Raw genomic sequence first — 25,323 nt, forward strand, 5'->3', positions numbered from 1 at the left:
ATTATTGGAGAGCGGCGGCGCCCCTGTAGGCGCCGCTTGAAAGCTGTTAGCCGATACGCACGAGCTTTTCCTTGTAGGCGGCCCCTTTGCAAACGTAGTCGGCGGCGTTGGCGTGCAGGTGGGCGATGGCTTCAGGCGTCAGCTCGCGCACCACCTTGGCCGGCGCGCCGAGGATCAGTGAATTGTCCGGGAATACCTTGCCTTCGGTGACAATGGCGCCCGCGCCCACCAGGCAGTTGCGGCCAATCACCGCACCATTGAGCACCACCGCCTGAATGCCGATCAGCGCACCATCGCCCACCGTGCAGCCGTGCAGCATCGCCTGGTGGCCGACGGTGACGCCGCTGCCCACGGTCAGCGCAAAGCCAGGGTCGGCATGCAGCACCGCGCCCTCCTGCACATTGCTGTGCTGGCCGATGCGCACCGCTGCGTTGTCGCCGCGCAGTACTGCCTGGGGCCAGATGCTGACGCCCTGCTCCAGGGTCACGTCGCCAATCACCGTGGCCTGCTCGGCAACGAAGGTTTCAGGGTGCAGCGTTGGGGTAAGTGTGTCGTAGCGATAGATAGCCATGCTTAGCGCCCCTGTTCGTCGGTCTTGAGTACGCCCGCCGCGCACAGCTCGGCGATGTGTGCGTCACTGTAGCCAAGCTCGCGCATGACCTTGTGCGTGTGCTCGCCGATGCGTGGTATGGGCCTGCGCGGTTGCAGGCGCTGGCCATCCAGCGACAACGGCAGCAACGGCATCGGCGTGCTGCTGCCGTCCTCCAGGGTCAGGTCGGCCATGCCGCCGCTTTGCTGCAGATGGGGGTCGTCGAACAGCTCTTCCGGGCGGCGGATCGGCGCAAACGGGATGCCGTTGGCCTCAAGCTCCACCGCCAGTTGCTGAGCGTCGACGGTGGCGAATACCTCGGCCAGGTGCGCCAGCAAGCGCGGGCGCTGCAGCACGCGGTCATTGTTGGTGGCCAGCGTCGGGTCATCCCGCAAGGCAGCCTGGCCCAACACCTGGCACAACGCGTTCCACTGCCCTTCGCCCGTGGCGGCCACGAACATCTGCTCACCCCCGGCAAAGGTGAACACGTCGTAGATGGCCCAGGCGCTGATGCGGTTGGGCATCGGCGCTGCGGCTTCACCGGTCACCACGTACTGCTGCATGTGTTGGGCGGCCAGCAGCACGCAGTTCTCGTACAGCGCGCTTTGCACCTCGCGGCCACTGCCGGTGCTGTTGCGTTCGTTGAGCGCGGCGAGCACGCCGATGGCGCCGAACATGCCGCCCATGATGTCGTTCACCGAGCTGCCTGCGCGCAACGGCCGGCCTACCGGCCCGGTCATGTAGGCCAGCCCGGCCATCATCTGCACCACTTCATCCAGCGCCAGGCGGTTGTCGTAGGGGCCACTGAGGAAGCCCTTGTGCGAGGCGTAGATCAGCCGCGGGTTGCGCTGGCGCAATGCGGCGTAGTCGAAACCGAGCTTGTGCATGCGCCCGGGTTTGAAGTTCTCGATGAACACGTCGGCCGTGTCGATCAGTTCCAGTACCGCATCGCGGCCCTGGGGGGTTTCGACGTCGATGGCGATGCACTGCTTGTTGCGGTTGAAGGTGCGGAAAAACCCGGCCCCCGCGCCCAGCAGGCGGCGCGTGCCGTCACCGCGGGTGGGCTCGATCTTGATCACTTCGGCGCCAAGGTCTCCGAGGATCATGCCGCAGGTGGGGCCCATGACCATGTGCGAAATCTCGACGACACGAATGCCGTCCAAGGGGAGGCTGGACATTGTTTAATCCCTTAATAGTTGAGCGGCAGGCCGGCGCGGGCGATAGCGCCATACAGCGGTTCATCGGGCAAGGCGTCGCGCAGCACCTGGCGCGAATCGATCAGGGCCTGCAGGTCGATGCCGGTCTGCAGGCCCATGCTCTGCAGCATGAACACCAGGTCCTCGGTGACGGTATTGCCCGAGGCACCCGGGGCGAACGGGCAGCCGCCAAGCCCTGCCAGCGAGGCGTCCAGCTCGCGAATGCCCTGCTGCACGGCGACCAGGCTGTTGGCCAGGGCCAGACCACGGGTGTCATGAAAGTGCGCGGCACGCAGCCGCTCGCCGGCGATGGCGCGCACTGCCTGGATCACCGTGGCGACCTGGCCTGGGTTGGCGTAGCCGGTGGTGTCGCCCAGCGAAACCAGGTCGCAGCCGGCCTCGATCACCTGGCGGGTCAGCGCGCACAGGTCGCTCAGCGGCACGTCACCCTGGCGGGTGCAGCCGAAGGCCACCGACATGCCGGCAATCACCTGCACGTCCTGCCGGCCCATGTCGTTGCGCAGCTGGCACATGCGCCCCAGCTCCTCGACCATTTCCTGGGGGGTACGGCGTACGTTGGCCAGGCTGTGCGCCGTGCTCACCGACACCGGCGCAACGATGCGATGCGCCCCGGATTCCAGCGCGTCCTGGGCACCGCGCAGGTTGGGGGCCAGCACCGTCACCCGCAAATCCGGGTATGTGAGGGCGTGGGCGACCACTTGCCTGGCATCGGCCATCTGCGGCAGCAGCCGGGGCGGCACGAACGAGGCGACTTCCATATGGCGCACGCCCGCGGCATAGGCGCTGTCGATCCAACGCTGCTTGGCGGCGGTCGGCATGACTGTCTGCAGGCTCTGCAGGCCATCGCGCAGGCCGACTTCGTTGATTGTTATTGTTGTCATCAGGGGCTCTCTGTCTGAAGCGTGCGGCCAGACTAAGAGCAGCGCGACAGGCAGAAAAGACGTCTTTCACGGGCTGATCCATCGTCAGCCACGATGGATGTCAGGGCACGCTTTGCCAGGCGGGGGCCCGCAGTAGCAGGTGGTCCACCAGCCGCCGTGCCGATAGCGACAATGCATGCCGGTCGCGCATGCAGATGACGAACTCGCCCAGCGCCCAGTCATCGGTCAGCGGGATCACCCGCAAGTCGAACAACGGCGCATAGCGCGCCACCGCCTCCTGCGGGAACACTGCCAGGCCCAGGCCGAACTGCACCAGCCGGTACGCGGCGTCGAACGACGACACATAGGAGCGAAAGCGCAGCTCTTTGCCCGCTGCCTCGGCACTCGTGCGCATGAAGTTGTTCAAGGTGGCGAACGCCGACAGGCCCAGGTGCTCGTAGCCCAGCGTTTCGGCAAAGGCAATGCTGCTGCGTGCGGCCAGGGGGTGATTGGCGCTGACCACCACGGCCAGGTGGTCCTGCCGATACGGCACGAATTCAAGGTCGCCGACTGCAGCGGACTGCCTGCAGATGCCTAGGTCGGCATTGCCCTCCGCCACCCCGCGGACCACATCGGCGCTGAAGCGCTCTTCGATGTCGGCCTGGATCAGCGGGTTGTCCAGCATGAAGGCCGACAACTCCTCGGGCAGGAACTCCATGATCGACGACACGTTGGCCAGCACCCGCACATGCCCGCGTGCGCCTTCGGCGTACTCGCTCAGCTCGCTGTCCAGGCGCTCCATGGCCCGGGTCAGGCCACGGGCATGGCGCAGCAGGGCAAGCCCCGCCGGGGTGGGCTCGACCCCGCGCTTGCTGCGCTTGAACAGCGCGGTGCCAAAGCGCGCCTCAATGTCCGAAATACGCTTGCTGACGGCCGACGGCGCCATGAACGCCCGCTCACCGGCACCGGCGATGGTGCCCTCTTCGCAGACCACGATGAACAGGTGCAGGGAAAGGTGATCGAGGGGCTGCATGGCGTTGTCCGGGCTGTAAATGGCAGCAATGCTAGCATCGATTCGGGCCTACTTTGCGGGATCTACGGCCTTGGTCACGGCGTGAAAGTTGATGCAAATCCTGTGGGATCTACTGCCCTGGTCAGGGTGTGAAAGTTGATGCAAATCCTGTGGGAGCGGGCTTGCCCCGCGAACACCGGCGAAGCCGGTGCCATTCACCGCGTCGCCTGCTCCGCGGGGCAAACCCGATCCCACAGAAGTACCCGACGGCTTTATCATGGTGGTCCCTACCTGAGGCCCGCCATGTTCGATTGGGAAGATCTGCGCCATTTCTCCGCCTTCATCAGCCAAGGCTCACTCTCGGCCGCGGCCAAGCAACTGGGCGTCGACCACGCCACCGTGGCCCGGCGCATCGCTGCGCTGGAAGCTGCGCTCAACCTCAAGCTGGTCGACCGCCGCCCCAGGGCCTACGTGCTGACCGAGCATGGCCGCCGAGTGGGCGACTACGCCGAACAGATGACCCAGTCGTCGTTCGCCCTTGAGCACTTCGCCACCGCCGGCCAGCAGCAAGTTGCAGGCGAGGTGGTGCTGGCCGCCCCGCCCGCCCTGCTGGGCAGCATCATCGCGCGGCAGCTGGGCCAGCTGTGCAACCACTACCCGCAACTGCGCCTGAAGCTGGTTGGCAGCAAGTCCCGCGCCTCGTTGGCGCGGCGCGAAGCCGACATCAGCATCGCCCTGGCCCGGCCCACTGAACCGACGCTGGTGGCCAGCCTGCTTGGCTATCTGGATTACCGCCTGTACGCCGCCCCCGGGTACCTGCAAAGCACCCGCGCGCCGCGCTATATCGGCTACGACCAGTCCCAGGCCAAGTCGCCGCAGCAACAATGGCTGCTTGAGCAGACCCACCACCAACCCTTCGTGCTGCAAAGCAACGACCTGCGCATCCAGGCCCAGGCGGCGGCCGGCGGCATCGGCATAGCCTGCCTGCCGGCGTTCATGGCCGAGGAACATGGCCTGCAGGCTACCGGGGATGAAGCGCAGACCATGAGCATCGAGATCTGGCTGGCGGTGCACGAGGATGTGCGCAACACCCCGCGCATAAAGGCCGTTACCGACTTCTTGCAGCAACAGGTCAAACCGCTGCTGCGCTTGTGAATTTCTGCAGAGGTCGCCTGCACCGATACGGAATTTCCGCAACCCCGCAGCCCCGCTAAGCTTCCCTGCATCGCAAACGATCACTGAGGAGAAGCGGATGCAGTACGTCAAGTTGGGCAACACCGGCCTGGATATCTCGAAGCTGTGCCTGGGCTGCATGACCTTCGGCGAACCCGACGCCGGCACCCACCCCTGGACCCTCGGCGAGGCCGACAGCCGCCCGATCATCCGCCACGCTGTCGAGCACGGCATCAATTTTTTCGACACCGCCAATAGCTACTCGGCCGGCACTTCGGAAATCATCCTGGGCAAGTTGCTGAAGGAATTCACCCGCCGAGAAGAAACGGTCATCGCCACCAAGGTGTTCTTCCCGGCCAACATGTGGGAAGGCAGCAACCGCCCCAACGAACAAGGCCTGTCGCGCAAGGCGATCATGGCCAATATCGACGCCAGCCTGACCCGCCTGGGCACCGACTACGTCGACCTGTACCAGATCCACCGCTGGGACTACCACACCCCCATCGAAGAGACCATGGAAGCCCTGCACGACGTGGTCAAGGCCGGCAAGGCCCGCTACATCGGCGCGTCGTCGATGTACGCCTGGCAGTTCGCCAAGGCTCAGCAGGTAGCCGCGAGCAACGGCTGGAGCCGCTTCGTGTCGATGCAGAACTACCTCAACCTGATCTACCGCGAAGAAGAGCGCGAGATGATCCCGCTGTGCCTCGACCAGGGCGTCGGCCTGATGCCCTGGAGCCCGATGGCCCGCGGCCGCCTGACCCGCCCGCACGGCCAGCAGACCGAACGCACGCGTACCGATATTTCCGGGCAGTCGTTCTATGCCAACACCGAGGTGGAAGATGGCCGGGTGATCGACGTGGTCGAGCAGATTGCCAGCGAGCGCGGTGTGCCGATGGCACAGGTGGCGCTGGCCTGGGTGCTGAGCAAGCGCGGGGTTTCGGCGCCCATCGTAGGGGCCTCGAAGGCCGCGCAGCTGGATGACGCGATTGCGGCGCTGGCGTTGACGCTCAGCGCCGATGAGATCGCGCGGCTCGAGGCACCTTACGTGCCGCATGCTGTGACGGGCTTCAAGTAAACAGAAATGGGGTGGAGTACATCTGTACTCCACCCAGCATTACCCCAACGCAACGGCAGCGCGTGCCGCCGAGCGCGCGTGCCACCCCTGCAACAACACCGCCAGCGCTGCCAACCCCGCCGGTATCAGCAGTGATGCGAATACCTGGGCAAAACTCCAGCCCAACGCCAGCATCTGCGCCCCGGCAAATGCACTCATGATCGCCCCGAACCGGCCGATACCACTCATCCAGCTCGCCCCGGTGGCCCGTGCCTCGGTAGGGTAGAACGCAGCCGCCAGGGCATTCATCCCCACGCTTGCCCCATTCAGGCCGAAGCCCACGGCCGAGGCGATGATGCACAGCCCGGTGAAGTCGCCCGCCACCTGGCCAATGGCGAAGATCACCGCACCACTGAACAGGAAGGTGAGCATCAGCACCCGCTGCGGGTTGCACCGGTCCATCGCCCACCCCACCGATATCGCCCCAAGCGGCCCGCCGATCTGGAAGCACGCCGTGACGATGGCCGCCTGTGAAACAGAGAAACCACCGCCCTCCTTCACCAATGTCGGCAACCAACCGCTGAACAGGTAGACCAGAAACAGCGCCAGCACATAGCCCGTCCACAGCATGAAAGTGCCGAAGCGGTAGCGCGGCGAGAGAATGGTGCCGATCGCCCCGCCTGGGTTTGGCGTGGCGGCGGGCACCGCAAAGGTGCTTTCGGGGCCGCAGTGTTCCGGCGCCAGGCGGCGGACAATGGCGCGAATGCGTTGCGGGTCGGCGCCTTTGCTGACCAGGAAGGTCACCGATTCCGGCAAACGCCAGCACAGCAACGGCAGAGCCAGTAGCGGCAATACACCGCCCAGTACCAGCACGCTGCGCCAGCCCAGGTTGGGGATCATCCAGGCACTGACGAAACCGCCGAGCGCCGCCCCCAGCGAGAAACCGCAAAATGCCAGGGTGATCAGCAGCGAGCGGCTGCGAGCCGGCGCGTATTCGCTGACCAACGTACTGGCATTGGGCATTGCTGCGCCCAGGCCGAGGCCGGTGAGAAAACGCAGGGCGATCAGCGTCTCCAGGTTAGGCGAAAACGCCGAGGCCAGCGTCCACACGCCAAACAGCAGCACGCTGCCGAGCAACACCGCCTTGCGCCCGTAGCGGTCTGCCAGTGGGCCGGCGATCAACGCCCCCAGGGCCAGGCCGATCAGCGCAGCGCTGAGCACCGGGCCCAGGCTTTGTGCACCGAGGTGCCATTCACTTTTCAGTTGCGGGGCTATGAAGCCGATGATGGCGACGTCAAGGCCATCCAGGGCGATGATCAAAAAGCCCAAGAAGACTACCCATTTCTGGTAGCGGCCGATGGGTAGCTGGTCGATCAGTTGGCGCACGTCTACGGGGTTGGGGGCTTTCATTTTTTGCCTTGCCTCTTGTTGTTTTTATTCGAGGATGGTGGGGGCCGCGTTGCGGCCCATCGCCGGCAAGCCGGCTCCCACAGGTTTCGCGCTGTCTATGCCGGCGATAGGGGCATCGACTGGCCAAGGCTGTGCAGGTGCACCGGCTTGATGATCCGCGTTTCCTGGGCCACCACCAGGTCCCGCGTAGCCTGCAGGTACGCGGCAAAGTCCGGGTCGGCATCGCGGGCGGCGCTGCGCCGCTCGAAGTCATCCAGGCTCTCATAAGCCCACAGGTGCACCACCTGGTTGAGCGGGCCGATGCTGCTGACGTAAAAACCCAGCGGCGCGCCAAGGTGGCGCAGCAGGATCGGCATCGCCAACTGGTCGAAGGCTTCGAGAAACGCCGCCATGCAGCGAGGGCGGATGGTGTAGATGCGGTGGTCGACGATGGCTTTGCCCATCACGCCACCTCCCGCGCCGAGCCCGCGCTCGCCAGGCCCTGCTCGACACCGGCAAGGTGGCGGCCGGTGATGTAGCCGAAGGTCATGATCGGCCCCAGCGTGATGCCGGCGCCGGGGTAATTGCCGCCCATCATGCTGGCCCGGTCATTGCCTACCGCGTACAGCCCGGGGATGGCCTGGTGCTCGGCATCGAGCACTTCGCCCACCACACTGGTGCGGATACCGTCGAACGTACCCAGGTCGCCCATGATCACCTTCACCGCGAAGTACGGCCCCTCGCCCACCGGTGCCACGCACGGGTTGGGCTGCTGTTGCGGGTCGGCCAGGTAGCGGTTGAAGGTAGTGCTGCCGCGGCCGAACTGGCGGTCTTCGCCCTGCACGGCGCCCAGGTTGTATTCACGCACGCTGCGCTCCAGCCCTTGCGCATCGATGCCCGCCTTCTGCGCAAGCTCGGCCAGGGTGGTGCCCTTGAGCAGGTAGCCATTGCGCAACAGCGGCCCCAGCGGCATGGGCGCCGGTTTGGCGTACCCCAGGCCGTACTTGGCCAGGGTGCGCCGGTCGCAGATCAACCACATGGCGGTTTCGGCCTGGCCCGCGCATGCCTCGATCAACGCCGCGCCCACATCGTGGTACGAGTTCGACTCATTGGTAAACCGCCTGCCGCAGCGCAGCACACCAATCACGCCGGGCTTGTAGCGGTCAAGCAAATGCGGGAAAGCCACCTGCCGGGCGCCCATCGGCACCTTGGACACCGGCATCCAGGCCGCCGCCGCTTGCAGGCGGATATCGACCTGCCCGCCCAATGCTTCGGCCATGCGCGCGCCATCACCGGTATTGCTCGCCGGCACCGGCGAGAAGTGCTCGCCGCCCCGGCGCACATGCGGGTAAGCCTGCTTTAGCCGCTGCACGTCATGGGAAAAACCGCCGCAGGCCAGCACCACACCGCGCCGCGCTTCGATACGCACCTCGCCACCACCCTGCCCGGCCAACGCGCCCACTACCCGCCCGCCCTCGCGCAACAGCTGCCTGGCCGGGGTGCCGGTGAGGATCGGAATACCCAGGTCCAGGGCCGACTTGACCAGCCGTGCGGCCAACGCATTACCGCTGGTAACCTGAGTGCCGCGCCGGTACAAGGCCAGCTCCTTGAAGTGGGTCAACAGGCGCTTGGCGACATACACGAACGAGGTGAACGAACGGGTGACGTTGAAGAAGTGCTTGAGGTCGGCATTCGATGAATTGAACATCATGCCCATGAACGTGATGCTTTCGAGCGGTGGCCGCAGCCGCGCCATGTCGGCGCCCAGCCCGCGGATATCGTAGGGTGCGGCGAGGATCGAGCGGCCGATGTCGACGCCACCCTCGGCCTGCGGATGGTAATCGGGGTACAGCGTGGGGATGAATTTGACCGTGGTCTCACGCTCGAAGAAGTCCACCATCTGCGGCCCGTAGCGCAAGAACGCCTCCACGGCGGGCGCGTCGAAGCAGGCAGCTGTTTCGTTGCGCAGGTAGGCCAATGCTGCCGCCGGGTCGTGGTGCACGTCATGCCGGTTGCCCGGCACCCACAGCACGCCACCGGAAAACGCCGTGGTGCCACCGAAGCAGTCGGCCTTCTCGATGACCAGCACCTCCAGGCCCTGTTGTTTCGCCGTGATCGCGGTGGCCAAACCGCCGGCCCCCGCGCCAATCACCAGCACATCGCAGGTACGCGTGTTCATGCGCGTACCCCTTCGAAACCGGGGCGCGGGATCAGCGCCATGGGCATGCTCTCCAGGCCACCGTCCACGGTCAGTTCGGCACCGTTGATGTAGTCGGCACGCGGGCTGGCCAGAAACAGCACGGCCTCGGCGATGTCTTGAGGCTCGCCGATGCGCTGGTTGGCCGTCATGGCGCTGCGTTGGCGCTCGACCTGCGGGTCGGCGTAGAACGTGGCAGACAGCGGCGTGCGGATCAGCCCCGGGCACACCGCGTTGCTGCGCACCCCGCGCGGCCCCCACTCCACGGCGATCTGCCGCGACAGCATGCCGACCCCGGCCTTGGCCGCACTGTAGGCACCGCTGTTGGGCTGCGGATAGTGCGCGGCGATCGAGGCGACATGCACGATGCGCCCTTGCCCGCGTTCAAGCATCGAGCGGCCAAACGCCTGCGCGCACAGCAGGTAGCCACTGAGGTTGACCGCCAGCACCTGATTCCACTGCTCAAGGCTCAGCGTTTCGAGGGCGCCTGGGCGCAGCACACTGGCGTTGTTGACCAGCACGTCGCAGCGCCCATGCAGCGCCTGCACCTGCGCGGCAGCCTGCTCGACACTGGCCGGGTCGGCGATGTCGCAGGCCAGGGCACTGACCTCGCCGACGCTGTGCTCGCCGAGCGTCGCCGCCAGCTGCAGGCACTTGTCGCCGTCGCGGTCCAGCAACACCACATGGGCGTGCTGTTCGACCAGCGCGGCGGCCAGCGCTGCGCCGATGCCACCGGCCGCCCCGGTGACCACGCACACGGCCGAATCCAGGCCAAGCCAGTGGGAAGAAATCTTGTTGTTATGCATGCTGCTCTCCAGAGTGTCGCTTCATCTGGCGAACAGCCTATGGCCGGTGGGCCTGGCGGCAGAATGGACAAAACCTGCAACCGCCCCCACATTCCCGACAATTTCGCCCACAGCGCCCTGAACCCGGCGCAGGTCTGTGGCACAGTGCCCGGGTAGCGATCAGAACAATTACAAGACCATGATCAAGATCCCCAACTACGCCCTGTATGGCGAAACCGCGCAGCCGGTGTGGCACGAGGCCCTGCATGTGGAGCGGATCTCCCTGCGTTCGGGCGCCTACAACTGGGAGATTGCCGCGCACCGCCACGACGGGCTGCTGCAGTTGCTGTACCTGCAAAGTGGCAGTGGCGAGGTGCTGTTCGACAGCGAGCGCCTGCAGGTGCAGGCGCCGTGCGTGGTCTATGTGCCGGCGCAGGTGGTGCACGGGTTCACCTGGACGCAGCAGGTCGATGGCCAGGTCATCACCGCCGCCCAGCCGCCACTGGAGAGCATCGCCCAGGTGCTGGCGCCGCAGCTGCTGGCACAGATCCGCAAACCCCATGTCATCGCCCTGCCGTTGTGGCGCGACGAGGACGACCCGTTGCTGCCGCTGTGCCGCGCCTTGGGCGAGGAATACCACAACCGCGCCCGCGAGCACGTCGCCAGCAGCATGTCGTTGCTGCTGGCCCTGCTGATCCAGGCGCTGCGCCACGAGCCTGCGCTTGCAGGCGAAGCGCGCCGCCCGGCCTCACGGCGCAGCCAGCAGTTGACCGGGTTTCGCGAGCTGGTGGACATGCACTACCGCGAGCATCGGCCGCTGGGCTTCTATGCCAGCGAGCTGGGCATGACCGTGGCGACGCTGGGGCGGTTGTGCCAGGAGCATCTGGGCATGACGCCGATGCACGTGATCAACGCGCGGTTGGTACTGGAAGCCAAGCGAGGGCTGGGGCATTCGGATGCGAGCGTGAAGGAGATCGCCCATGAGCTGGGCTTTGCCGATGTGGGGTATTTCAGCCGGTTTTTCCGCAAGCAGTGCGGGGTGAGCCCGAGTGCGTTTCGGGGCGGCAAGGCCCGCAGCTAGCAGACGATGCCAGGGTCAATACCCTGTCATTTCCAGATACCCCCGGCCGTTCCCACTGACCCGTACCGGCCCTTCCCAGTACGGAAACCGCGTCCCCATCCAGGCCTGGGGCTCCAGCGCATCGACCTCGACATCTACCTGAATCGACGGCACCGCCACCCGCCAACGCGTCGGCAGCCGCTTGCCATTGGCCAACGTGGTCCAGGCTAACGGCGTCAAGGTGATCTGCTCGCCTTGCAACGCCCGCGAGCGCCCCTGCGCATCGACCCAGGTACCCGCCCGGTAAGGCAGGCCCTGCGCTTCGCGCACCTGAAACAGCATCAACTTCGCACCCTTGGCCAGGTGCAGCGAAAACCAGTCCCAACCGCTTTGCCCCGCCGCCAACGGCTGGCTGCTCCATTCCCGGTCAAGCCATGCCTGGCCTGTGACGGCGATGCGCTGCGCGCCCCGCTCGACCTCGCCGCTGACCGCGTAGAACGGCTGGCTGAAGTAGTACGACGCCTGCCCCTTGCCGGATTTTTCGCTGTAGCCTTGCGCGCCATGCAGCACCAACGGCCGGTCACTGGTCAGCGCCAGGTCATAGCCAAACCCTTGGCCACTGGCGCGCATCTGCAAACGGTCGACACCGGGGCTGCCTTGCAGCGACCAGTCGTTGATCCACGCATGGAACGGTTGGGCTTCGACGCCGGCCTGGCCAACCCCACCCCGGGCCAAGGTTTCACTGACCTGGTGGCCGCCCGGCCCGGTCAGCGCGGCATGGCCCATCCACAGGTTGGGGCTGTGCCAGTCCGCCGTCTCCGGCCCTGGCCGCAAGGCCGAGCGGAACAGCGTCCATTGCACGCCCCAATCGCGGCCCTGTTCATCCTTGAGGTTGGCGGTGACGTACCACCACTCGATACGAAAGCCGTCATGGGCGCCATGGTCGCGGGGAAAGACCAGCGGCGCGCCCGGTACCACTTGCTTGAAGGGCGCCGCGTCGGCGCCCAGGCCTGCAAAACTCTTGGGCTCGGGCGCAGGCGGGTCGCACCCGGCCAGCAACAGGCAGGCCATCAACACCCAGGCTTCAGTTTTCATCGGCGAACTGCCTCAACAGCGCGCTGGGCTGGCTGCGCGCCAGTTGCCACAACGGCCAGGCGCTGGCCAGCATGCTGGTCAGAAGCCCCAGCACGGCCAGCTGCACCAGTTGCGCGGGGAACACATGCCACGGCAGCCGCCAGCCGAACGCCTGCACATTCACCACCGCCACCAGGCACCAGGCCAGCAGCAGGCCTAAAGGCATCGCCAACAACACGGTGAAACAACTGAGCATCAACGTTTGCCCCAGGCTCAGCCACGCAAGCCAGCGGCGTGGCACGCCCAGCGCCCACAGCGGTGCCAATTGCCCCAGGCGGCGTTGGCTCAAGGTCAGCTGGCTGATGAACAGCGCCACCCCGGCCACGCCCAGGGTCAGGCTGTTCAAGGCGGCCGTGACCGCGAAGGTGCGGCTGAATATGTCTTTCGACCAGCCTTTCAGGCGGCTCTGCTCGACGACCTGATTGTCATCCAGGGCGAAGCGTTGCTGCAGTTCGTCCTTCAGTGCGGCGACCTGGCCAGGCCGTACCAACAGGCCCAGCCCAGAAAGGCTCGCGCCCGGCGCGTGGCGGCGCAACCAGTCGGCGTTGACCAGCACATGGCCTTTGGGGTTGCCGTAGTCGGCATAAATGCCAACCACCGTCACCGCCTGCTCAGGCTCGCTCGGCAGGCGTAGCGTACCGCCCACACCGAGCCCGAGGCGGCGGGCCAGCTGCTCGCTGAGCATGGCCCCGCCGCCGGTTGCCAGCGCTTGCCAGGCACCCGGCGCCTGCTGCAGCAACGGCCAATGCTGGCGGTAGAACGGATGGTCGATCACCCCTTGCACCTGCACCGGCCATTGCTGCAAGCGCCAGTCCACCCGCCAGCTCGGCAGTACGGCGCTGATGGCAGGGATTGGCACTAATCGGTCATGAATCTGCTGCGCCTGGTCGCTGTCGCGGGGTGTGACATACAGGTCCGCAGCCAGGCGCTGGTCCAGCCAGCCAATGAAGGTGCGGCGGAAGCCTTCGGTCATGCCGCCGACCCCGACACTGGCGGCCAGCGCCAGCAACAGCGCCATCAACGCCAGGCTCAAGGCCGGCAGTTGCTGGCGGCTGTCGGCAACGAACCACTGCGCCAGCGGGCGCTGGCAATACCGCGCAAGGCCGTTGAGCACGAGTGCCAGCAACCCCGGCAACAGTAGTGCCGCCGCCAGCAGCAGTGCCGCAAGCATGCCGAATGCACTGGGCAGCCCTGTGCCGGCAATGCCGCACCCCAGGGCAACCACCAGCAGCACCGCGCCGACCACCGCCTGGCGCCGCAGCCACGGCACTTGCGCCAAGCGCCAGGCCTGGGGTTGGGCCAATGCCAGCAGCGGCAAGCGGGCCGCCCGCAGCAGGCTGTCGAGCCCGGCCAGCAGCGCGCCCAGCAGGCTGACGGCGATGCCCAGCAACCACCACTGCAGCGGCAAGTGCAGGTGCCCGGCCACCTGCGCCCCGTACAGCCCGCGCAGGCTGGAGGCGAAGTCGGGCAGCATGAGCGCCGCCAGCAGGTACCCCGCTGCCACCCCCGCCACACCGCCGATGATGGCGAACAGGCCCAGCTCCAGCGCCAGGGCCGCAAGCATCACCCGCAGGCTCACGCCGCAGGCACGCAAGGTGCGGATCAGCCCACGCCGCTGTTCCAAGGCCAGGCCAATCGCCGCGTGGGCGATGAACAGCCCGACCACGAATGCCAGCAGCCCCAGGGCTGTGAGGTTGAGGTGAAAGCTCATCGTCAGGCGTTGCAGGTCGGCGTCATCACCCGGCGGCTGCAGCTTCAGGCTTGCGGCGATGGCGGCCGGTAACGGCCGGTCGCTGTCGCTGAGTAGCTGCGACAGTTGCCCTGGCGCCTGGAGCAGCGCCTGCGCCTGGCCGATATCGACCACGATCACGCCGGGCGCCAGCTGCCCGTGCAAGGTAAGCGGCGGTAGCAACTGCCCGGCCGCGGTGCTGATCTGCTCGCCGGGTTGCCTGCCCAGCTGGCGCAGCGTGTCCGGCCCGACCCACGCCTGCCCGGGCGTACCGACGAACGCCTGCAGGTCAAAGCCCTGCACGTCGGCACCAGCGACTGCCATACCGGGTAACAGGCTGAGCGGCTCGATGCCGATCAGCCGCAACGCGACCGGCGGCTCGCCGGCCAGGCGCAAGCGCCCCTCCAGTACCGGCGTCACCTGCCAGCCCAGCCTGCGCAACTGCACATACAGCGCCTGGTCGAAACGCTGCCCAGTGCGCGCCACCAGTTGCGCCCGGGCAGGCCCGGCCAGCACGGCACTGGCCAAGGCATAGTCGTTGCGCGCCTGGGTATTGAGCGCCTGCACGCCGGTCCATAACGCAGTGGCCAGCCATAAACCGGTGAAAATGCTGATGCACTGCAGGCGATGCCGCCACCAATGGCTGCACAGGGCCTGCAAGGTGATGCGCAGGTTGTTCATCAGGCTTGTACCCGGCCCATCTGCAATACACAGCGCCGTTGCAAGCGGGCGGCCAGGCGCTGGCTGTGGGTTACCATCAAGACGCTGCTGCCGGCCTCTTCGACCAGCTGCAACAGCAGCGCCAACACCTCGTCGCTGCTGGCTTCATCAAGGCTGCCGGTGGGCTCGTCGGCGAGCAACAACAGGGGGCGGCTTGCCAGGGCCCGGCCGATGGCAACACGTTGTTGCTGGCCCCCGGACAATTGCTCCGGGTAACGTTGCAGCAACGCGGTCAGGCCCAGGCGGGATGCCAGGTGCGCGCTCCACGCAGGGTCATGGCGCCCTGCCAGGCGCGCCTGGAAGGCCAGGTTGGCAGCAACGTCCAGGCTGCTGATCAGGTTGTATTGCTGGAACACCAGGCCAATGCCCTCACGCCGCCAGCGTGCCAAGGCGGCTTCGCCACGGCCGTCGAGGGGTTCGCCGTCGATCAGGATGCGCCCGCCGTCGGCGCGGTCGAGGCCGGCCAGCAGGTGCAACAACGTGCTCTTGCCGCTGCCGGACTCGCCCATCAGCGCCAGGCTGCTGCCGCGTTCCAGGGTCAGGTCGACCCCACGCAGTACCTCAAGCGGGCCTTGGGCGGTGGCGAACGACTTGCGCAGGTGTTCGACTGCCAGCATTGGGGGGACCTTTGTCGATGGGTGATTATTGCAGTATGGCGGTAAGGTGCATGGCGGTGGATGTTTTGCGTCGATGAGATCGAGCGCCGCCCGCGCGGCGCTTGCCTTGGGATCTTCAGCGCCCTTGAGACCGAGCGCCGCCCGCGCGGCGCTTCGCGAAGCGCTTGCCTTGAGATCTTCAGCGTCTTTGAGATCGAGCGCCGCCCACGCGGCGCTTCGCGGGGCAAGCCCGCTCCCACATTTGTTGCAACGTGCCATGGCCTGATAGGCCATAGTTGTTAGCCTTGGTGGCTCGACGAGGTTTTTCGGCTGGCACTGCTGCCCCCTCACCTGTCTTCAGATCATGCGCCAAGGCGGACAACCATGGCCTGACTGGAACGGCGCGTTGCAACAAATGTGGGAGCGGGCTTGCCCCGCGAAGCGCCGCGCGGGCGGCGCTCGATCTCAAGAGCGCTGAAGATCCCAAGGCAAGCGCCCCGCGAAGCGCCGCGCGGGCGGCGCTCGATCTCATGGGCGCTGAAGATCCCAAGGCAAGCGCTTCGCGATGCGCCGCCCGCGCGGCGCTCGGTTTCACCGGCACCATCAATCGATCAACGAACACCGGGTGGTCAAAAAACACGCCTCAGTTCACCAACGCGCGCTGCACCTCACCCACCGTCCCCGCCAGGCTGTTCAGATGCAAACTCAACACCCTCTCCACCGGCGCCTGGTCCAGCGGCCAATGCAGCGCAATGCTGCCCGCCAACCGCCCCTCCACCCGCACCGGCAAGGCAATCGCGCGGATCAGAAACGGCAACCGCACCGGGTACTCCCAAAACCCTTCGGTCCGCTGCCCAAAGCCTTTGTGCACATCCGCCTCGATATCGCGTAACAGTGCATCACCGCCCACCGGCTCATGCGCTGCCAGGCGCTGCACCTCGTCCGCCGCCAGCTCCTTCAGGCAAGCCCGGCCCATCGCCGAATGAAACAGGCTGGCATGGTGCCCAACGATCTGGCAGTTGACCGGGTAGCGCTTGCGCAGCACCTGCGGGATGGCGCTTTCCATCACCTCCAGCCGCTCACCGTCAAAACACGACAGGTCCGCCACCAGCCCAGTACGCTCGCTTAGCTCAAGCAACAGCGGCGCGGCGCTTTCCACCAGCTGGCGCTTGAAGCGCTGCTGGCGGTCGCCGAACAGGCGCCGGGCGCACAAGCGGTAACGCCGGTCGCTCAGGCCACGGTAAACCCAGCCCTGCTCCTGCAAGGTAGCCAGCATGCGCGACACCGTGGCCTTGGGCAGCGTGGTCAGGTAATGCAGTTCCTCCAGCCCCAGCGCCTGGTGCTCGCCGAGCAACTCGACGATGGCCAGCGCCCGCTCCACCGAGCGCACGCCGCCGCTCTCTGCCGTAGTACCCATGGGTTCGACCTCCCTGTCTGTGCGTGGATGGTCATCATGCCCAGCAAGATACGGGCCTGCCCAGGGTTTTCAGCGCGCCAGCAGGCACATCGGCGGCTGCCGCGCCACCCAGCGGGTCAGCTGCTCATGGGCAAAGGCCAACTGCAGCACGGCATGGTCGGCCTGCGCCGGGCCTATGATCTGCAGGCCCATCGGCAGCCCTGCGGCATTGAAGCCCACCGGCACGCTCATGCTCGGCAGGCCGGCCAGGGTCGGCCCGATCACCACCTCCATCCAACGGTGATAGGTGTCCATCCCCTGCCCGCCGACCACCTTCGGCCACGGCTCGGCTGCGTCGAAAGGGAACACCTGGGCAGACGGCAACAGCAGGTAATCGTAACGCTGGAACAACGTATTCAACGCCTGGTACCAGGCGCTGCGGTCGAGCGAGGCGTTGTAGATGGCCGCTGCCGTCAACCGCAGCCCGCCCTCCACCTCCCACTGCGCCTCGGGCTTGAGCAAGGCGCGCTTGCCGGGGTCGGCGTAGGCCGCACCCAGGTTGCCGTGCACCAGGAAGTGGCGGTGGGTGAGCCAGCATTGCCACAAACGCGCCAGGTCGAAACCTGGCTGGCACGCCTCGACCTCGCAGCCCAACTCGGCGAAGTCGGGCAGCGCCGCTTCGCACAGGCTCAGCACACCGTCATCCATCGGCAGGTAGCCGTCGAAGTTGCCCAGCCACCCCACCCGCACACCCTTGAAATCGCGTTGCAGCCCGGCTGCAAAATCGCGGGGGCCGTCACTCAGTGACAACGGCACCCGAGGGTCATGCCCCGCCTGTACCGACAGCAACCGTGCCACGTCCGTCACCGTGCGCCCCATCGGCCCCTCGGTGGCCAGCTGCTGCATGAACAGCTCCGGCGTAGGCCCATAGGGCACCCGCCCGCGCGAAGGGCGCAAGCCGTACACGTTGTTGAACGCCGCCGGGTTGCGCAGCGAGCCCATCATGTCGCTGCCATCGGCCACCGGCAGCAAGCGCATGGCCAGCGCCGCGGCCGCGCCGCCGCTGCTGCCACCCGCCACCCGGCTGTGGTCGTAGGCATTGGTGGTGGTGCCGAACAGCGTGTTGTAGCTCTGCGACCCCAGGCCGAACTCCGGCACATTGCTTTTGCCAACGATGATCGCCCCGCTCGCCCGCATCCGCGCCACGCTGACGGCGTCGTGCGCCGGCACCTGCTCGGCGAACAGCGGCGAACCCAGCGTGGTGCGCAGCCCTGCCGTGGCCGCCAGGTCCTTGATCGCCTGCGGCATGCCATGCATCCAACCACGCGACGCACCGCGTGCCAGCTCGCGGTCACGTTCATCGGCCTCTGCCAGCAAAAGCTCGCCCTCGCGCAGCGACACCAGTGCATTCACCTGCGGGTTGAAGCGCTCGATATGCCCCAGGTAGGCCCACATCACCTCACGGCACGACAGCTGGCGAGCATGGATCGCCTGGGACAGCGCCTCGGCATCGAGGGCGACGATTGGGTCGATGGCTAACTGGTTCACGGTTTGACTCCAATGTTGAAGGCCACAGGCTTGCCGGCACGCGGCGCCTCTTTAAGGCAATAGGTGCCCAGCAGCGTCAGCAGGCAGGCGAACAGCACGTAGAACGACGGCGCCACCGGGGTGCCGAGCACCTTGCTCAGCCAGGTGACGATCAGCGGGGCGAAGCCGCCGAACACCATCACCGCCACGTTATAGGCCACCGACACGCCGGTGGAGCGCACTTCGATCGGGAACTGCTCGGCCAAGGCAGTGGGCGCCGGGCCGAAGAAACCGCCGATGGCGGTACACAGCAGCAGCTGCATCACCAGCAGGCGTTCGATCGACGGCGCCGCGGCCACCCACACGTACAACGGGTAGACCATCACGAAGAACGCCAGGGTGAAGGCCATCAACACCGGCCGGCGACCGAGCCGGTCCGACAGCGCGCCGGCCAGTGGAATCACCACGGTCATCAGGCCCACAGCCAACATTTGCACCAGCAGCACCTGGTCCAGCGGCAGGCCAAGGTTCTTGTGGGCGAAGGTCGGCATGTTCACCAGCACCACGTAGAACGATACGGTGGCCCCACAGGCCAGCCCCATCGACACCAGCAAGCTGCGCCGATGCTCACGCAGTACCTGCCAGAGGCTCGGCGCCTGGCCCTTGGCCTGCTTGCGCGCTTCGAGGAATTCCTCGGGCTCTTCCATGTGCTTGCGAATCCACAACCCCACCGGCCCGATCAGCAAGCCGATCACGAACGGGATCCGCCAGCCCCAGCTGTCCAGCGCCTGCGGCGTGCACAGGTGGGTCACCAGCGCGACCATCGCCGCCCCCGAAAACACCGCCAGGCACTGCCCCACCAGTTGCCACGAGCCATACAGGCCCTTGCGATGGGCCGGCGCGCTTTCCACCAGAAACGCCGTGGCGCTGGCGTATTCCCCGCCCGTGGCGAAGCCCTGCAGCATGCGCGCGACCACGATCAGCAGCGGCGCCCCCATGCCGATGGCCAGGTAGCTGGGCGCAAAGGCAATCATCGCGATCGACACCGTCATCAGCCGAATGATCAGCTGCATCGCCGCCTTGCGCCCCTTGCGGTCAGAATAGATACCCAGCAGCACGCCCCCCACCGGGCGCATGAAAAAGCCCACGCCGAAGGTGGCCAGAGCCATCAGCAGCGACGCGTACTCGTCGTCGGAAGGGAAAAACTGGCGGGCGATGATGCTCGCCAGAAAGCCGTACACGATAAAGTCGTACCACTCCAGGGCATTACCGATGACCGCCGCGACCACTTGCCGGGTACGCGACGCGCCTGTGTGTGAAGTCTGCATGCGGAACACTCCATCAATCTGTTGGCCAGAAACGCTTCAAGTGATCGCCCAGGCGCGGTCGCGCCCGGGTTCCAGCGGCAGTCGTCAATGAAGGGGTCAGGCGGGCTTGAGCCAGCGCTCGGTCAGCGCGCCCCAGTAGGCGGCGCCGGTCAGCAAGATGTCGTCGTTGAAGTCGTAGGCCGGGTTATGCACCATCGGCCGCTTCTCGCCATTGCCGATGAACAGGTAAGCGCCCGGGCAGCGCTGCAGCATCCAGGCGAAGTCCTCGCTGCCCATCAGCTTGCGGGTGTTGCCGTCCACCGCCTCGGCGCCGAGCAGCTCGACCCCGACCTGGTGGGCGAAGGCGTTTTCTGCGGCATGGTTGACCAGCACCGGGTACGCCGGGCGATGCTCGATGCTGGCGGTGCAGCCATAGCTCTGCGCCTGGCTGACGATGATCGCCTGCACCCGCGCCAAGGTCTGCGCACGCACCTCGGCGTTCAGCGCACGCAAACTCAAACGCAACAGCGCCTGCTGCGGAATCACGTTGGCCGCCTCGCCCGCCTGCAGCGCACCGACCGTCACCACCGCCGCCTCCTGCGCATCGATATTGCGCGCCACCACCGTTTGCAGCGCCATTACCACACTTGCCGCTGCGACCAGCGGGTCGACGGTCAAATGCGGCATCGAGCCATGCCCGCCGACACCTTCGATGGTCACCGTGAGCAAGTCTTGCGAGGCCATCATCGGCCCCTCACGAAACCCCAGGTGCCCCGCCGGCAGCCCCGGCATGTTGTGCATGCCGAATAACGCGTCACACGGGAAGCGCTCCAGCAGCCCATCGGCCAGCATCGCCTCGGCGCCGCCCTGGCCCTCCTCGGCCGGCTGGAAAATCAGCGTCAGCGTGCCATCGAACTGCCGCGTCGCCGCCAGATAGCGCGCCGCACCCAGCAGCATGGTGGTATGCCCGTCATGGCCACACGCGTGCATGCAACCCTGGTGGCGGCTGCTGTAGGCAGCACCGGTGGCCTCGTGGATCGGCAGCGCGTCCATGTCCGCCCGCAAGCCGAGTTTGCGCGTGCTGCTGCCGTTGCGCAGCACGCCGACAACGCCGGTCTTGCCGATGCCGGTGTGCACTTCATAGCCCCAGTCCTTGAGCAACTGGGCGACCAGGGCCGAAGTGCGGCTTTCTTCAAAACCCAGTTCGGGGTGAGCATGGATGTCGTGGCGGATGGCGTGCAGGTCGCTGGCCACGTCGTTGAGCCAGGCCAGGATGTGCTGGTGTTGCTGCATGGGGAATCTCCTCGCGCGGGTGGGTCCCGTTCTTGTTGTTCGCTTTGAGATCACGACGGGGAAGGCAGGTCGTGCGTGGGGACAGATAAGCGCGAGTGGGGCGGGAGTACAACGGAATGTGGTTTCACGTGGTGGAACATCAAATGCGCGAGATACCTGTAGCGGCGGGTAAGCCTGTCGAGTGGCAGCTAGGCTCTACACGAAACACACGGTCATTGTAGGAGCTGGCTTGCCTGCGATCGGCTGCGAAGCAGTCGTAAAATCAGTGTCCGCACAGCGCTGGACAGGGCGCGGAATTGTGCTTCATGTGGTGGAACCGACCTACCAAAAGTGATTGTAGAGCGCGTACCCACACCCCAGCACAGTGAAGCTCAGAATCACCCCCGAAATGCTCCGCCCTTCATAGATATGGCTCCAAGGCACCACATGTACCAGCCGTTCTGGCGGCACGCTTTTCAGAAAGCGGTGGCGGATGATGAAGTAAGTGATGCTGATCAAGGGATAAATGAACAGAGTTATCCCTACGGCATCCATGCCGCCAAAAAGGGCCAGCATCGCTGGAGTGAACAGGTAGGCGCACTTTACCCAAAAATCCAGTTCTACAAGGCGCTCGTGGACTTCGCCGCCGGGATGCTCAGTTTTTTTCTTACGTTTGCTCGTCCTTGAGGGCATTTGACCTTTCCTTTTACCAACTTGTGTGGCTTGCCACGCACCGCCAGCCTCGCAGGCAACACGTAAAGCGGCGAAGCAAGAAGCTTGAGCACATTAGCAAAAATCCCGCCCACAATGTGCCAATCCGTACGCGCCCAGCCCCAGCAAGATGGGAGCCAAGCCAAGTGCAAGCGAGCCCCCTACATCCAACCTCATTGCTGTAGGTAATGGCAAGCGTTGTCACCGTTGCAAAAGCGGGGCAAGTCTTTGAAACCGTGAACATCTGCATTGAAGTCGATGGCCGATAACACTGCCGACCTGCAGGATGTGGCATGCAGCTCCTACACACGGCGAAGTTTACGCTCCCATGCGCCGTATTTCGTCGCATTGCCATCATTGCATGGCCCGCTGTAAAGCGCCTCAGGCAGGATTTGAACGCGAGGAAAATGAGACGTGGATCACTGTTTCAAAAATATTTTCCGATCTAATTTTACAGCCGATTGCCACGTCTAAAACCCCTTGCCTGCGGGGTAAAGCCCTGATTTTACGCGTTCGAAACCCTCGATCGATATCAATGAGACATCATTGCGCTGCATCACAAAGCGGGAAAAAATCGCACGCCTCGCAGGAACTTCTTCCCTAGCGAGGTGCCCTACACGGCATTACTGGCAACACGATATTCATGTGCCAGCACCGAGATTCAAGACCACGTCACCGGCGTATCAGGACGATTCAAAAAGGCTCATGGACGATGTACCGATGACACAGACGTTCGATGTCGAAGCACTGATCCGGCTGCGCAGCCAGACGCGGGCAATTGCCGACGCGCTCAAGGCGCAGGCGTCGGATTACCTCGCTACCATGGCGCCGCTGATTCGTCCGCAGACGCTGTTTGGCGAATACCTGCAGGGCGCGCAGCGCAGCAGCGGGCGCGAAACCCAGGGCCACTTCCAGTCGCTTATCGAACTGTACGAGCGCATCGGCTCGGCCGCGCCGTTCCAGCTGGTCAGCGAGCTGGAAGTGCCGCTCAACCTCATCAGCACCACCCCCGAACTGTTCCCCCTGGAATACGACAAGGCCCTCGCCCCGAGCGGCCAGGTCATCCGCATTACCAGCCCGGTGCGCTGGGTGGTGGGGTTCCAGGGCTTCGAGCTGGCGCGCTTTCGCACGGTCATCAACGACCCCAACCGCAGCAGCGCCGAGCTGTACCGCTTCGTGGTGCACTACCTGGTGCTGTTCTATTGCCTGAGCAAGTCGCCAGGCCTTGGCCGGCTGTTCGAAGGCCTGCGCTTCGGCTTGAGCTTCGAGCGCCTCAAGGGCCTGGGCGACCTGCCCTTCTGCGTCATCAGCTCGCCGGTGCGTTCGGAACTTCCGGACGATTCGGTCATCCGTAGCAGCACGCAAATTGCCGGTAACACCAGCTTCGAAGAGCTGGTGGGCCGCGACAACATTCTGGAAATGAACGACGAAATCCGTCAGCGCCTGCTGGCGACGATCGAAGGTCTGTAACGCGCAGGGCCGGGTAACCGGCCGCGCAATGATTCGCAGCGAACTGCTCGCACTGGAGAACACGATGGCGAAGAAGGAAAGTACCCAGCACAAACTCGACCGCGTTCGCGCGCCCCGGGTCCATATCACCTACGACGTGGACATCGGCGATGCGCTCGAGAAAAAAGAGCTGCCCTTTGTCGTCGGCGTGCTGGGCGACTTCTCCGGCAACCCGCTGGAGCCTTTGCCCAAGCTGAAGGACCGCAAGTTCGTATTCATCGACCGCGACAACTTCAACGGCGTACTCAAGGGCATCAAGCCGCGCCTGACCTACCGCGTCGACAACACCCTGGCCAAAAACGGCACTCAGCTGGGCGTGGAACTCAACTTCAACGCCCTGGAAGACTTCGAACCGCAAAACGTGGTCAAGCAGGTGGAGCCGCTGCGCAAGCTGCTGGAAGTGCGTAACAAGCTGGCCGACCTGCGCAACAAGATGGGCGGCAACGACAAGCTCGAAGAGCTGCTGATGGACGTGCTGCAGAACACCGAAAAACTGAAAACCCTGGGCAAGGAATTCGGTCGCGAAGCCGCTGCCCCCGCTGCCGACGGCAAAGAGTAAGCAGGAGCCAGACGATGACCGACAAGCAAACACTGCCACAACAGGACGCCGACCTGATCGAGGTCGAGCACTTCGCACCGCAACCGTCGCTGCTCGACAGTATCATCTCGGAAAGCCGTGTGGCCCGTTCGGATACCGAACGCAGCCGTACCCGCGACCTGATCGGCGAACTGGTCGGCCAGGTGCTGGAAGGTGAACTGACGCCCAGCAAAGACTTGATCGCCGTACTTGATGCCCGTATCGCCGAAATCGATGCGATGCTCTCCGAGCAGATGAACGAGATCATGCACGCCCGCGAGTTCCAGCAGCTGGAAGCCTCGTGGCGCGGCCTGAAATATCAGGTCGATCAGACCGAGACCAGCACTACGCTGAAGATCCAACTGCTCAACGCGTCGAAGAAAGACCTGGTACGCGACCTCAAGGCCGCCAGCGAATTTGACCAGAGCGCGCTGTTCAAGAAGATCTACGAAGAAGAGTACGGCACCTTCGGCGGTGCACCGTTCGGCATGCTGGTTGGTGACTACGAGTTCAACCGCAACCCCGAAGACATGTACCTGCTCGAAGAGATCTCGCACGTAGCCGCCGCAGCCCACGCGCCGTTCATTTCGGCCGCCTCGCCCGAGCTGTTCGGCTGGGATTCCTTCACCGACATGTCCGGCCCACGCGACCTGGCAAAAATCTTCGACACTGTCGAATACGCCAAGTGGAAGTCGTTCCGCGCCTCGGAAGACTCGCGTTATGTCGGCCTGACCCTGCCACACGTGCTGGGCCGCCTGCCCTATGGCCCGGACACGGTACCGGTGGATGAATTCAACTTCGTAGAGAGCGTCGACGGCCGCGACCACAACAAGTACCTCTGGATGAACGCAGCTTACGCGCTGGGTACCCGCGTGACCGATGCGTTTTCCCGCTACGGCTGGTGCGTCGCCATCCGCGGTGTCGAAGGTGGCGGCCTGGTAGAAGGCCTGCCGACCCACACCTTCAAGACCGATGACGGTGAAGTGGCCCTCAAGTGCCCAACCGAAATCGCCATCACCGACCGCCGTGAGAAAGAGCTATCGGACCTTGGCTTCATTCCGCTCGTTCACTGCAAAGGCACCGATTACGCCGCTTTCTTCGGCACTCAGTCGACCCAGAAGCAGAAGCAATACAACACCGACATTGCCAATGCGAACGCCCGCCTGTCGGCGCAGCTGCAGTACATCTTCGCCACCTCGCGCATTGCCCATTACATGAAGGCGATCATGCGCGACAAGATCGGCAGCTTCGCGTCGCGCAAAGATGTCGAGTCTTTCCTCAATGAATGGCTGGCCGACTATGTGCTGCTCGATGACACCGCCAGCCAGGAAGCCAAGGCCAAGTTCCCGCTGCGCGAAGCCAGTGTCGAAGTGGTTGAAGTGCCAGGCAAGCCAGGTGCCTACAAGGCCGTGGCGTTCCTGCGCCCGCACTACCAGCTCGATGAACTGACCGCCTCGCTGCGACTGGTCGCCGAACTTCCGCAGTCTACCCGTAGCTGATCGACCCTAA

Annotated in this window: 22 protein-coding genes; 7 read left to right on the top strand and 15 right to left on the bottom strand. The window is 65.2% G+C overall.

The annotated features are described in order from the left end of the window. Positions 1-46: 46 nt before the first annotated feature. The 4 genes from ACFY68_RS06075 to ACFY68_RS06090 form a co-directional block, all read right to left on the bottom strand. Positions 47-571, bottom strand: coding sequence for a gamma carbonic anhydrase family protein (locus ACFY68_RS06075; RefSeq protein ID WP_387524478.1), 525 nt, complete (start codon positions 569-571; stop codon positions 47-49). 2 nt (positions 572-573) lie between these two features. Next, positions 574-1,767: a CaiB/BaiF CoA-transferase family protein gene (locus tag ACFY68_RS06080; RefSeq protein WP_346613448.1), complete on the bottom strand. Its 1,194-nt coding sequence runs from the start codon at positions 1,765-1,767 to the stop codon at positions 574-576. Between the two features lie 11 nt (positions 1,768-1,778). Beyond that, positions 1,779-2,687, bottom strand: coding sequence for a hydroxymethylglutaryl-CoA lyase (locus ACFY68_RS06085; RefSeq protein WP_387524481.1), 909 nt, complete (start codon positions 2,685-2,687; stop codon positions 1,779-1,781). 100 nt (positions 2,688-2,787) lie between these two features. Then, positions 2,788-3,699 (bottom strand): LysR family transcriptional regulator, encoded by a 912-nt coding sequence (locus ACFY68_RS06090; RefSeq protein ID WP_387524484.1) that lies wholly within the window; start codon positions 3,697-3,699, stop codon positions 2,788-2,790. A 282-nt stretch (positions 3,700-3,981) separates the two neighbouring features. Between ACFY68_RS06090 and ACFY68_RS06095 the strand changes: the two genes are divergently transcribed. Both ACFY68_RS06095 and ACFY68_RS06100 read left to right on the top strand, forming a co-directional pair. After that, positions 3,982-4,833 (top strand): LysR family transcriptional regulator, encoded by an 852-nt coding sequence (locus tag ACFY68_RS06095; protein WP_346613451.1) that lies wholly within the window; start codon positions 3,982-3,984, stop codon positions 4,831-4,833. A gap of 97 nt (positions 4,834-4,930) precedes the next feature. Next, a complete protein-coding gene (locus ACFY68_RS06100) occupies positions 4,931-5,926 on the top strand; it encodes an aldo/keto reductase (RefSeq protein ID WP_387524487.1) in 996 nt (331 codons plus the stop codon). A 39-nt stretch (positions 5,927-5,965) separates the two neighbouring features. On the opposite strand, the gene ACFY68_RS06105 is transcribed toward ACFY68_RS06100, so the two are convergent. The 4 genes from ACFY68_RS06105 to ACFY68_RS06120 form a co-directional block, all read right to left on the bottom strand. After that, positions 5,966-7,315: an MFS transporter gene (locus ACFY68_RS06105; RefSeq protein WP_387524490.1), complete on the bottom strand. Its 1,350-nt coding sequence runs from the start codon at positions 7,313-7,315 to the stop codon at positions 5,966-5,968. Positions 7,316-7,410: 95 nt separating this feature from the next. Further along, the gene (locus ACFY68_RS06110; protein WP_387524493.1) at positions 7,411-7,758 is read right to left on the bottom strand and encodes an NIPSNAP family protein; all 348 of its coding nucleotides are present in this window, start codon (positions 7,756-7,758) and stop codon (positions 7,411-7,413) included. Beyond that, the gene (locus ACFY68_RS06115) at positions 7,758-9,473 is read right to left on the bottom strand and encodes an FAD-dependent oxidoreductase (RefSeq protein ID WP_387524496.1); all 1,716 of its coding nucleotides are present in this window, start codon (positions 9,471-9,473) and stop codon (positions 7,758-7,760) included. Before ACFY68_RS06115 ends, ACFY68_RS06110 begins: the two co-directional genes overlap by 1 nt. After that, positions 9,470-10,297 (bottom strand): SDR family NAD(P)-dependent oxidoreductase, encoded by an 828-nt coding sequence (locus tag ACFY68_RS06120; protein ID WP_387524499.1) that lies wholly within the window; start codon positions 10,295-10,297, stop codon positions 9,470-9,472. Before ACFY68_RS06120 ends, ACFY68_RS06115 begins: the two co-directional genes overlap by 4 nt. Positions 10,298-10,475: 178 nt before the next feature. Between ACFY68_RS06120 and ACFY68_RS06125 the strand changes: the two genes are divergently transcribed. Beyond that, positions 10,476-11,357, top strand: coding sequence for a helix-turn-helix domain-containing protein (locus ACFY68_RS06125; protein WP_387524502.1), 882 nt, complete (start codon positions 10,476-10,478; stop codon positions 11,355-11,357). A gap of 15 nt (positions 11,358-11,372) precedes the next feature. Here the strand turns inward: ACFY68_RS06125 and ACFY68_RS06130 are convergent, their stop codons facing one another. From ACFY68_RS06130 to ACFY68_RS06160, 7 genes are all read right to left on the bottom strand, one after another. Further along, positions 11,373-12,431, bottom strand: a complete 1,059-nt coding sequence (locus ACFY68_RS06130; RefSeq protein WP_387524505.1) for a lipocalin-like domain-containing protein — start codon at positions 12,429-12,431, stop codon at positions 11,373-11,375. Beyond that, complete coding sequence (locus ACFY68_RS06135) at positions 12,421-14,880, bottom strand: FtsX-like permease family protein (protein WP_387524508.1); 2,460 nt, start codon at positions 14,878-14,880, stop codon at positions 12,421-12,423. The genes ACFY68_RS06130 and ACFY68_RS06135 overlap by 11 nt, the downstream gene beginning before the upstream one ends. After that, the gene (locus ACFY68_RS06140; protein ID WP_387524510.1) at positions 14,880-15,536 is read right to left on the bottom strand and encodes an ABC transporter ATP-binding protein; all 657 of its coding nucleotides are present in this window, start codon (positions 15,534-15,536) and stop codon (positions 14,880-14,882) included. Before ACFY68_RS06140 ends, ACFY68_RS06135 begins: the two co-directional genes overlap by 1 nt. Positions 15,537-16,158: 622 nt before the next feature. Beyond that, the gene (locus tag ACFY68_RS06145) at positions 16,159-16,932 is read right to left on the bottom strand and encodes an IclR family transcriptional regulator (RefSeq protein WP_387524513.1); all 774 of its coding nucleotides are present in this window, start codon (positions 16,930-16,932) and stop codon (positions 16,159-16,161) included. Positions 16,933-17,001: 69 nt separating this feature from the next. Beyond that, complete coding sequence (locus ACFY68_RS06150) at positions 17,002-18,459, bottom strand: amidase (protein ID WP_387524516.1); 1,458 nt, start codon at positions 18,457-18,459, stop codon at positions 17,002-17,004. Continuing rightward, positions 18,456-19,766 (bottom strand): citrate-proton symporter, encoded by a 1,311-nt coding sequence (locus ACFY68_RS06155; RefSeq protein ID WP_387524519.1) that lies wholly within the window; start codon positions 19,764-19,766, stop codon positions 18,456-18,458. The genes ACFY68_RS06150 and ACFY68_RS06155 overlap by 4 nt, the downstream gene beginning before the upstream one ends. A 96-nt stretch (positions 19,767-19,862) precedes the next feature. Then, on the bottom strand, positions 19,863-21,038 hold the full coding sequence (locus tag ACFY68_RS06160; RefSeq protein WP_387524521.1) for a M20 aminoacylase family protein: 1,176 nt from the start codon (positions 21,036-21,038) through the stop codon (positions 19,863-19,865). A gap of 426 nt (positions 21,039-21,464) precedes the next feature. On the opposite strand from ACFY68_RS06160, the gene ACFY68_RS06165 reads away from it, so the two are divergent. The 4 genes from ACFY68_RS06165 to tssC all read left to right on the top strand — a co-directional run bounded on the left by ACFY68_RS06165 (position 21,465) and on the right by tssC (position 25,313). Continuing rightward, positions 21,465-21,704, top strand: a complete 240-nt coding sequence (locus ACFY68_RS06165) for a hypothetical protein (protein WP_387524524.1) — start codon at positions 21,465-21,467, stop codon at positions 21,702-21,704. 744 nt (positions 21,705-22,448) lie between these two features. Next, entirely contained in the window at positions 22,449-23,198 is a 750-nt protein-coding gene (locus ACFY68_RS06170) for a hypothetical protein (protein ID WP_346615529.1), read from the top strand. Positions 23,199-23,262: 64 nt separating this feature from the next. Further along, positions 23,263-23,796: a type VI secretion system contractile sheath small subunit gene (tssB, locus tag ACFY68_RS06175; protein ID WP_387524527.1), complete on the top strand. Its 534-nt coding sequence runs from the start codon at positions 23,263-23,265 to the stop codon at positions 23,794-23,796. Positions 23,797-23,810: 14 nt separating this feature from the next. Beyond that, entirely contained in the window at positions 23,811-25,313 is a 1,503-nt protein-coding gene (tssC, locus tag ACFY68_RS06180) for a type VI secretion system contractile sheath large subunit (RefSeq protein ID WP_387524530.1), read from the top strand. Positions 25,314-25,323: the final 10 nt, after the last annotated feature.

It is taken from the genome of Pseudomonas sp. NPDC012596 (assembly GCF_042902325.1).
Taxonomy (GTDB): domain Bacteria; phylum Pseudomonadota; class Gammaproteobacteria; order Pseudomonadales; family Pseudomonadaceae; genus Aquipseudomonas.

Excerpts from the sequence above, each read along its gene's own strand:
- ACFY68_RS06075 (WP_387524478.1), bottom strand. The coding sequence starts at position 571 with ATGGCTATCTATCGCTACGACACACTTACCCCAACGCTGCACCCTGAA.
- ACFY68_RS06080 (WP_346613448.1), bottom strand. The coding sequence starts at position 1,767 with ATGTCCAGCCTCCCCTTGGACGGCATTCGTGTCGTCGAGATTTCGCAC.
- ACFY68_RS06085 (WP_387524481.1), bottom strand. The coding sequence starts at position 2,687 with ATGACAACAATAACAATCAACGAAGTCGGCCTGCGCGATGGCCTGCAG.
- ACFY68_RS06090 (WP_387524484.1), bottom strand. The coding sequence starts at position 3,699 with ATGCAGCCCCTCGATCACCTTTCCCTGCACCTGTTCATCGTGGTCTGC.
- ACFY68_RS06095 (WP_346613451.1), top strand. The coding sequence starts at position 3,982 with ATGTTCGATTGGGAAGATCTGCGCCATTTCTCCGCCTTCATCAGCCAA.
- ACFY68_RS06100 (WP_387524487.1), top strand. The coding sequence starts at position 4,931 with ATGCAGTACGTCAAGTTGGGCAACACCGGCCTGGATATCTCGAAGCTG.
- ACFY68_RS06105 (WP_387524490.1), bottom strand. The coding sequence starts at position 7,315 with ATGAAAGCCCCCAACCCCGTAGACGTGCGCCAACTGATCGACCAGCTA.
- ACFY68_RS06110 (WP_387524493.1), bottom strand. The coding sequence starts at position 7,758 with ATGGGCAAAGCCATCGTCGACCACCGCATCTACACCATCCGCCCTCGC.
- ACFY68_RS06115 (WP_387524496.1), bottom strand. The coding sequence starts at position 9,473 with ATGAACACGCGTACCTGCGATGTGCTGGTGATTGGCGCGGGGGCCGGC.
- ACFY68_RS06120 (WP_387524499.1), bottom strand. The coding sequence starts at position 10,297 with ATGCATAACAACAAGATTTCTTCCCACTGGCTTGGCCTGGATTCGGCC.
- ACFY68_RS06125 (WP_387524502.1), top strand. The coding sequence starts at position 10,476 with ATGATCAAGATCCCCAACTACGCCCTGTATGGCGAAACCGCGCAGCCG.
- ACFY68_RS06130 (WP_387524505.1), bottom strand. The coding sequence starts at position 12,431 with ATGAAAACTGAAGCCTGGGTGTTGATGGCCTGCCTGTTGCTGGCCGGG.
- ACFY68_RS06135 (WP_387524508.1), bottom strand. The coding sequence starts at position 14,880 with ATGAACAACCTGCGCATCACCTTGCAGGCCCTGTGCAGCCATTGGTGG.
- ACFY68_RS06140 (WP_387524510.1), bottom strand. The coding sequence starts at position 15,536 with ATGCTGGCAGTCGAACACCTGCGCAAGTCGTTCGCCACCGCCCAAGGC.
- ACFY68_RS06145 (WP_387524513.1), bottom strand. The coding sequence starts at position 16,932 with ATGGGTACTACGGCAGAGAGCGGCGGCGTGCGCTCGGTGGAGCGGGCG.
- ACFY68_RS06155 (WP_387524519.1), bottom strand. The coding sequence starts at position 19,766 with ATGCAGACTTCACACACAGGCGCGTCGCGTACCCGGCAAGTGGTCGCG.
- ACFY68_RS06160 (WP_387524521.1), bottom strand. The coding sequence starts at position 21,038 with ATGCAGCAACACCAGCACATCCTGGCCTGGCTCAACGACGTGGCCAGC.
- ACFY68_RS06165 (WP_387524524.1), top strand. The coding sequence starts at position 21,465 with ATGTACCAGCCGTTCTGGCGGCACGCTTTTCAGAAAGCGGTGGCGGAT.
- ACFY68_RS06170 (WP_346615529.1), top strand. The coding sequence starts at position 22,449 with ATGACACAGACGTTCGATGTCGAAGCACTGATCCGGCTGCGCAGCCAG.
- tssB (WP_387524527.1), top strand. The coding sequence starts at position 23,263 with ATGGCGAAGAAGGAAAGTACCCAGCACAAACTCGACCGCGTTCGCGCG.
- tssC (WP_387524530.1), top strand. The coding sequence starts at position 23,811 with ATGACCGACAAGCAAACACTGCCACAACAGGACGCCGACCTGATCGAG.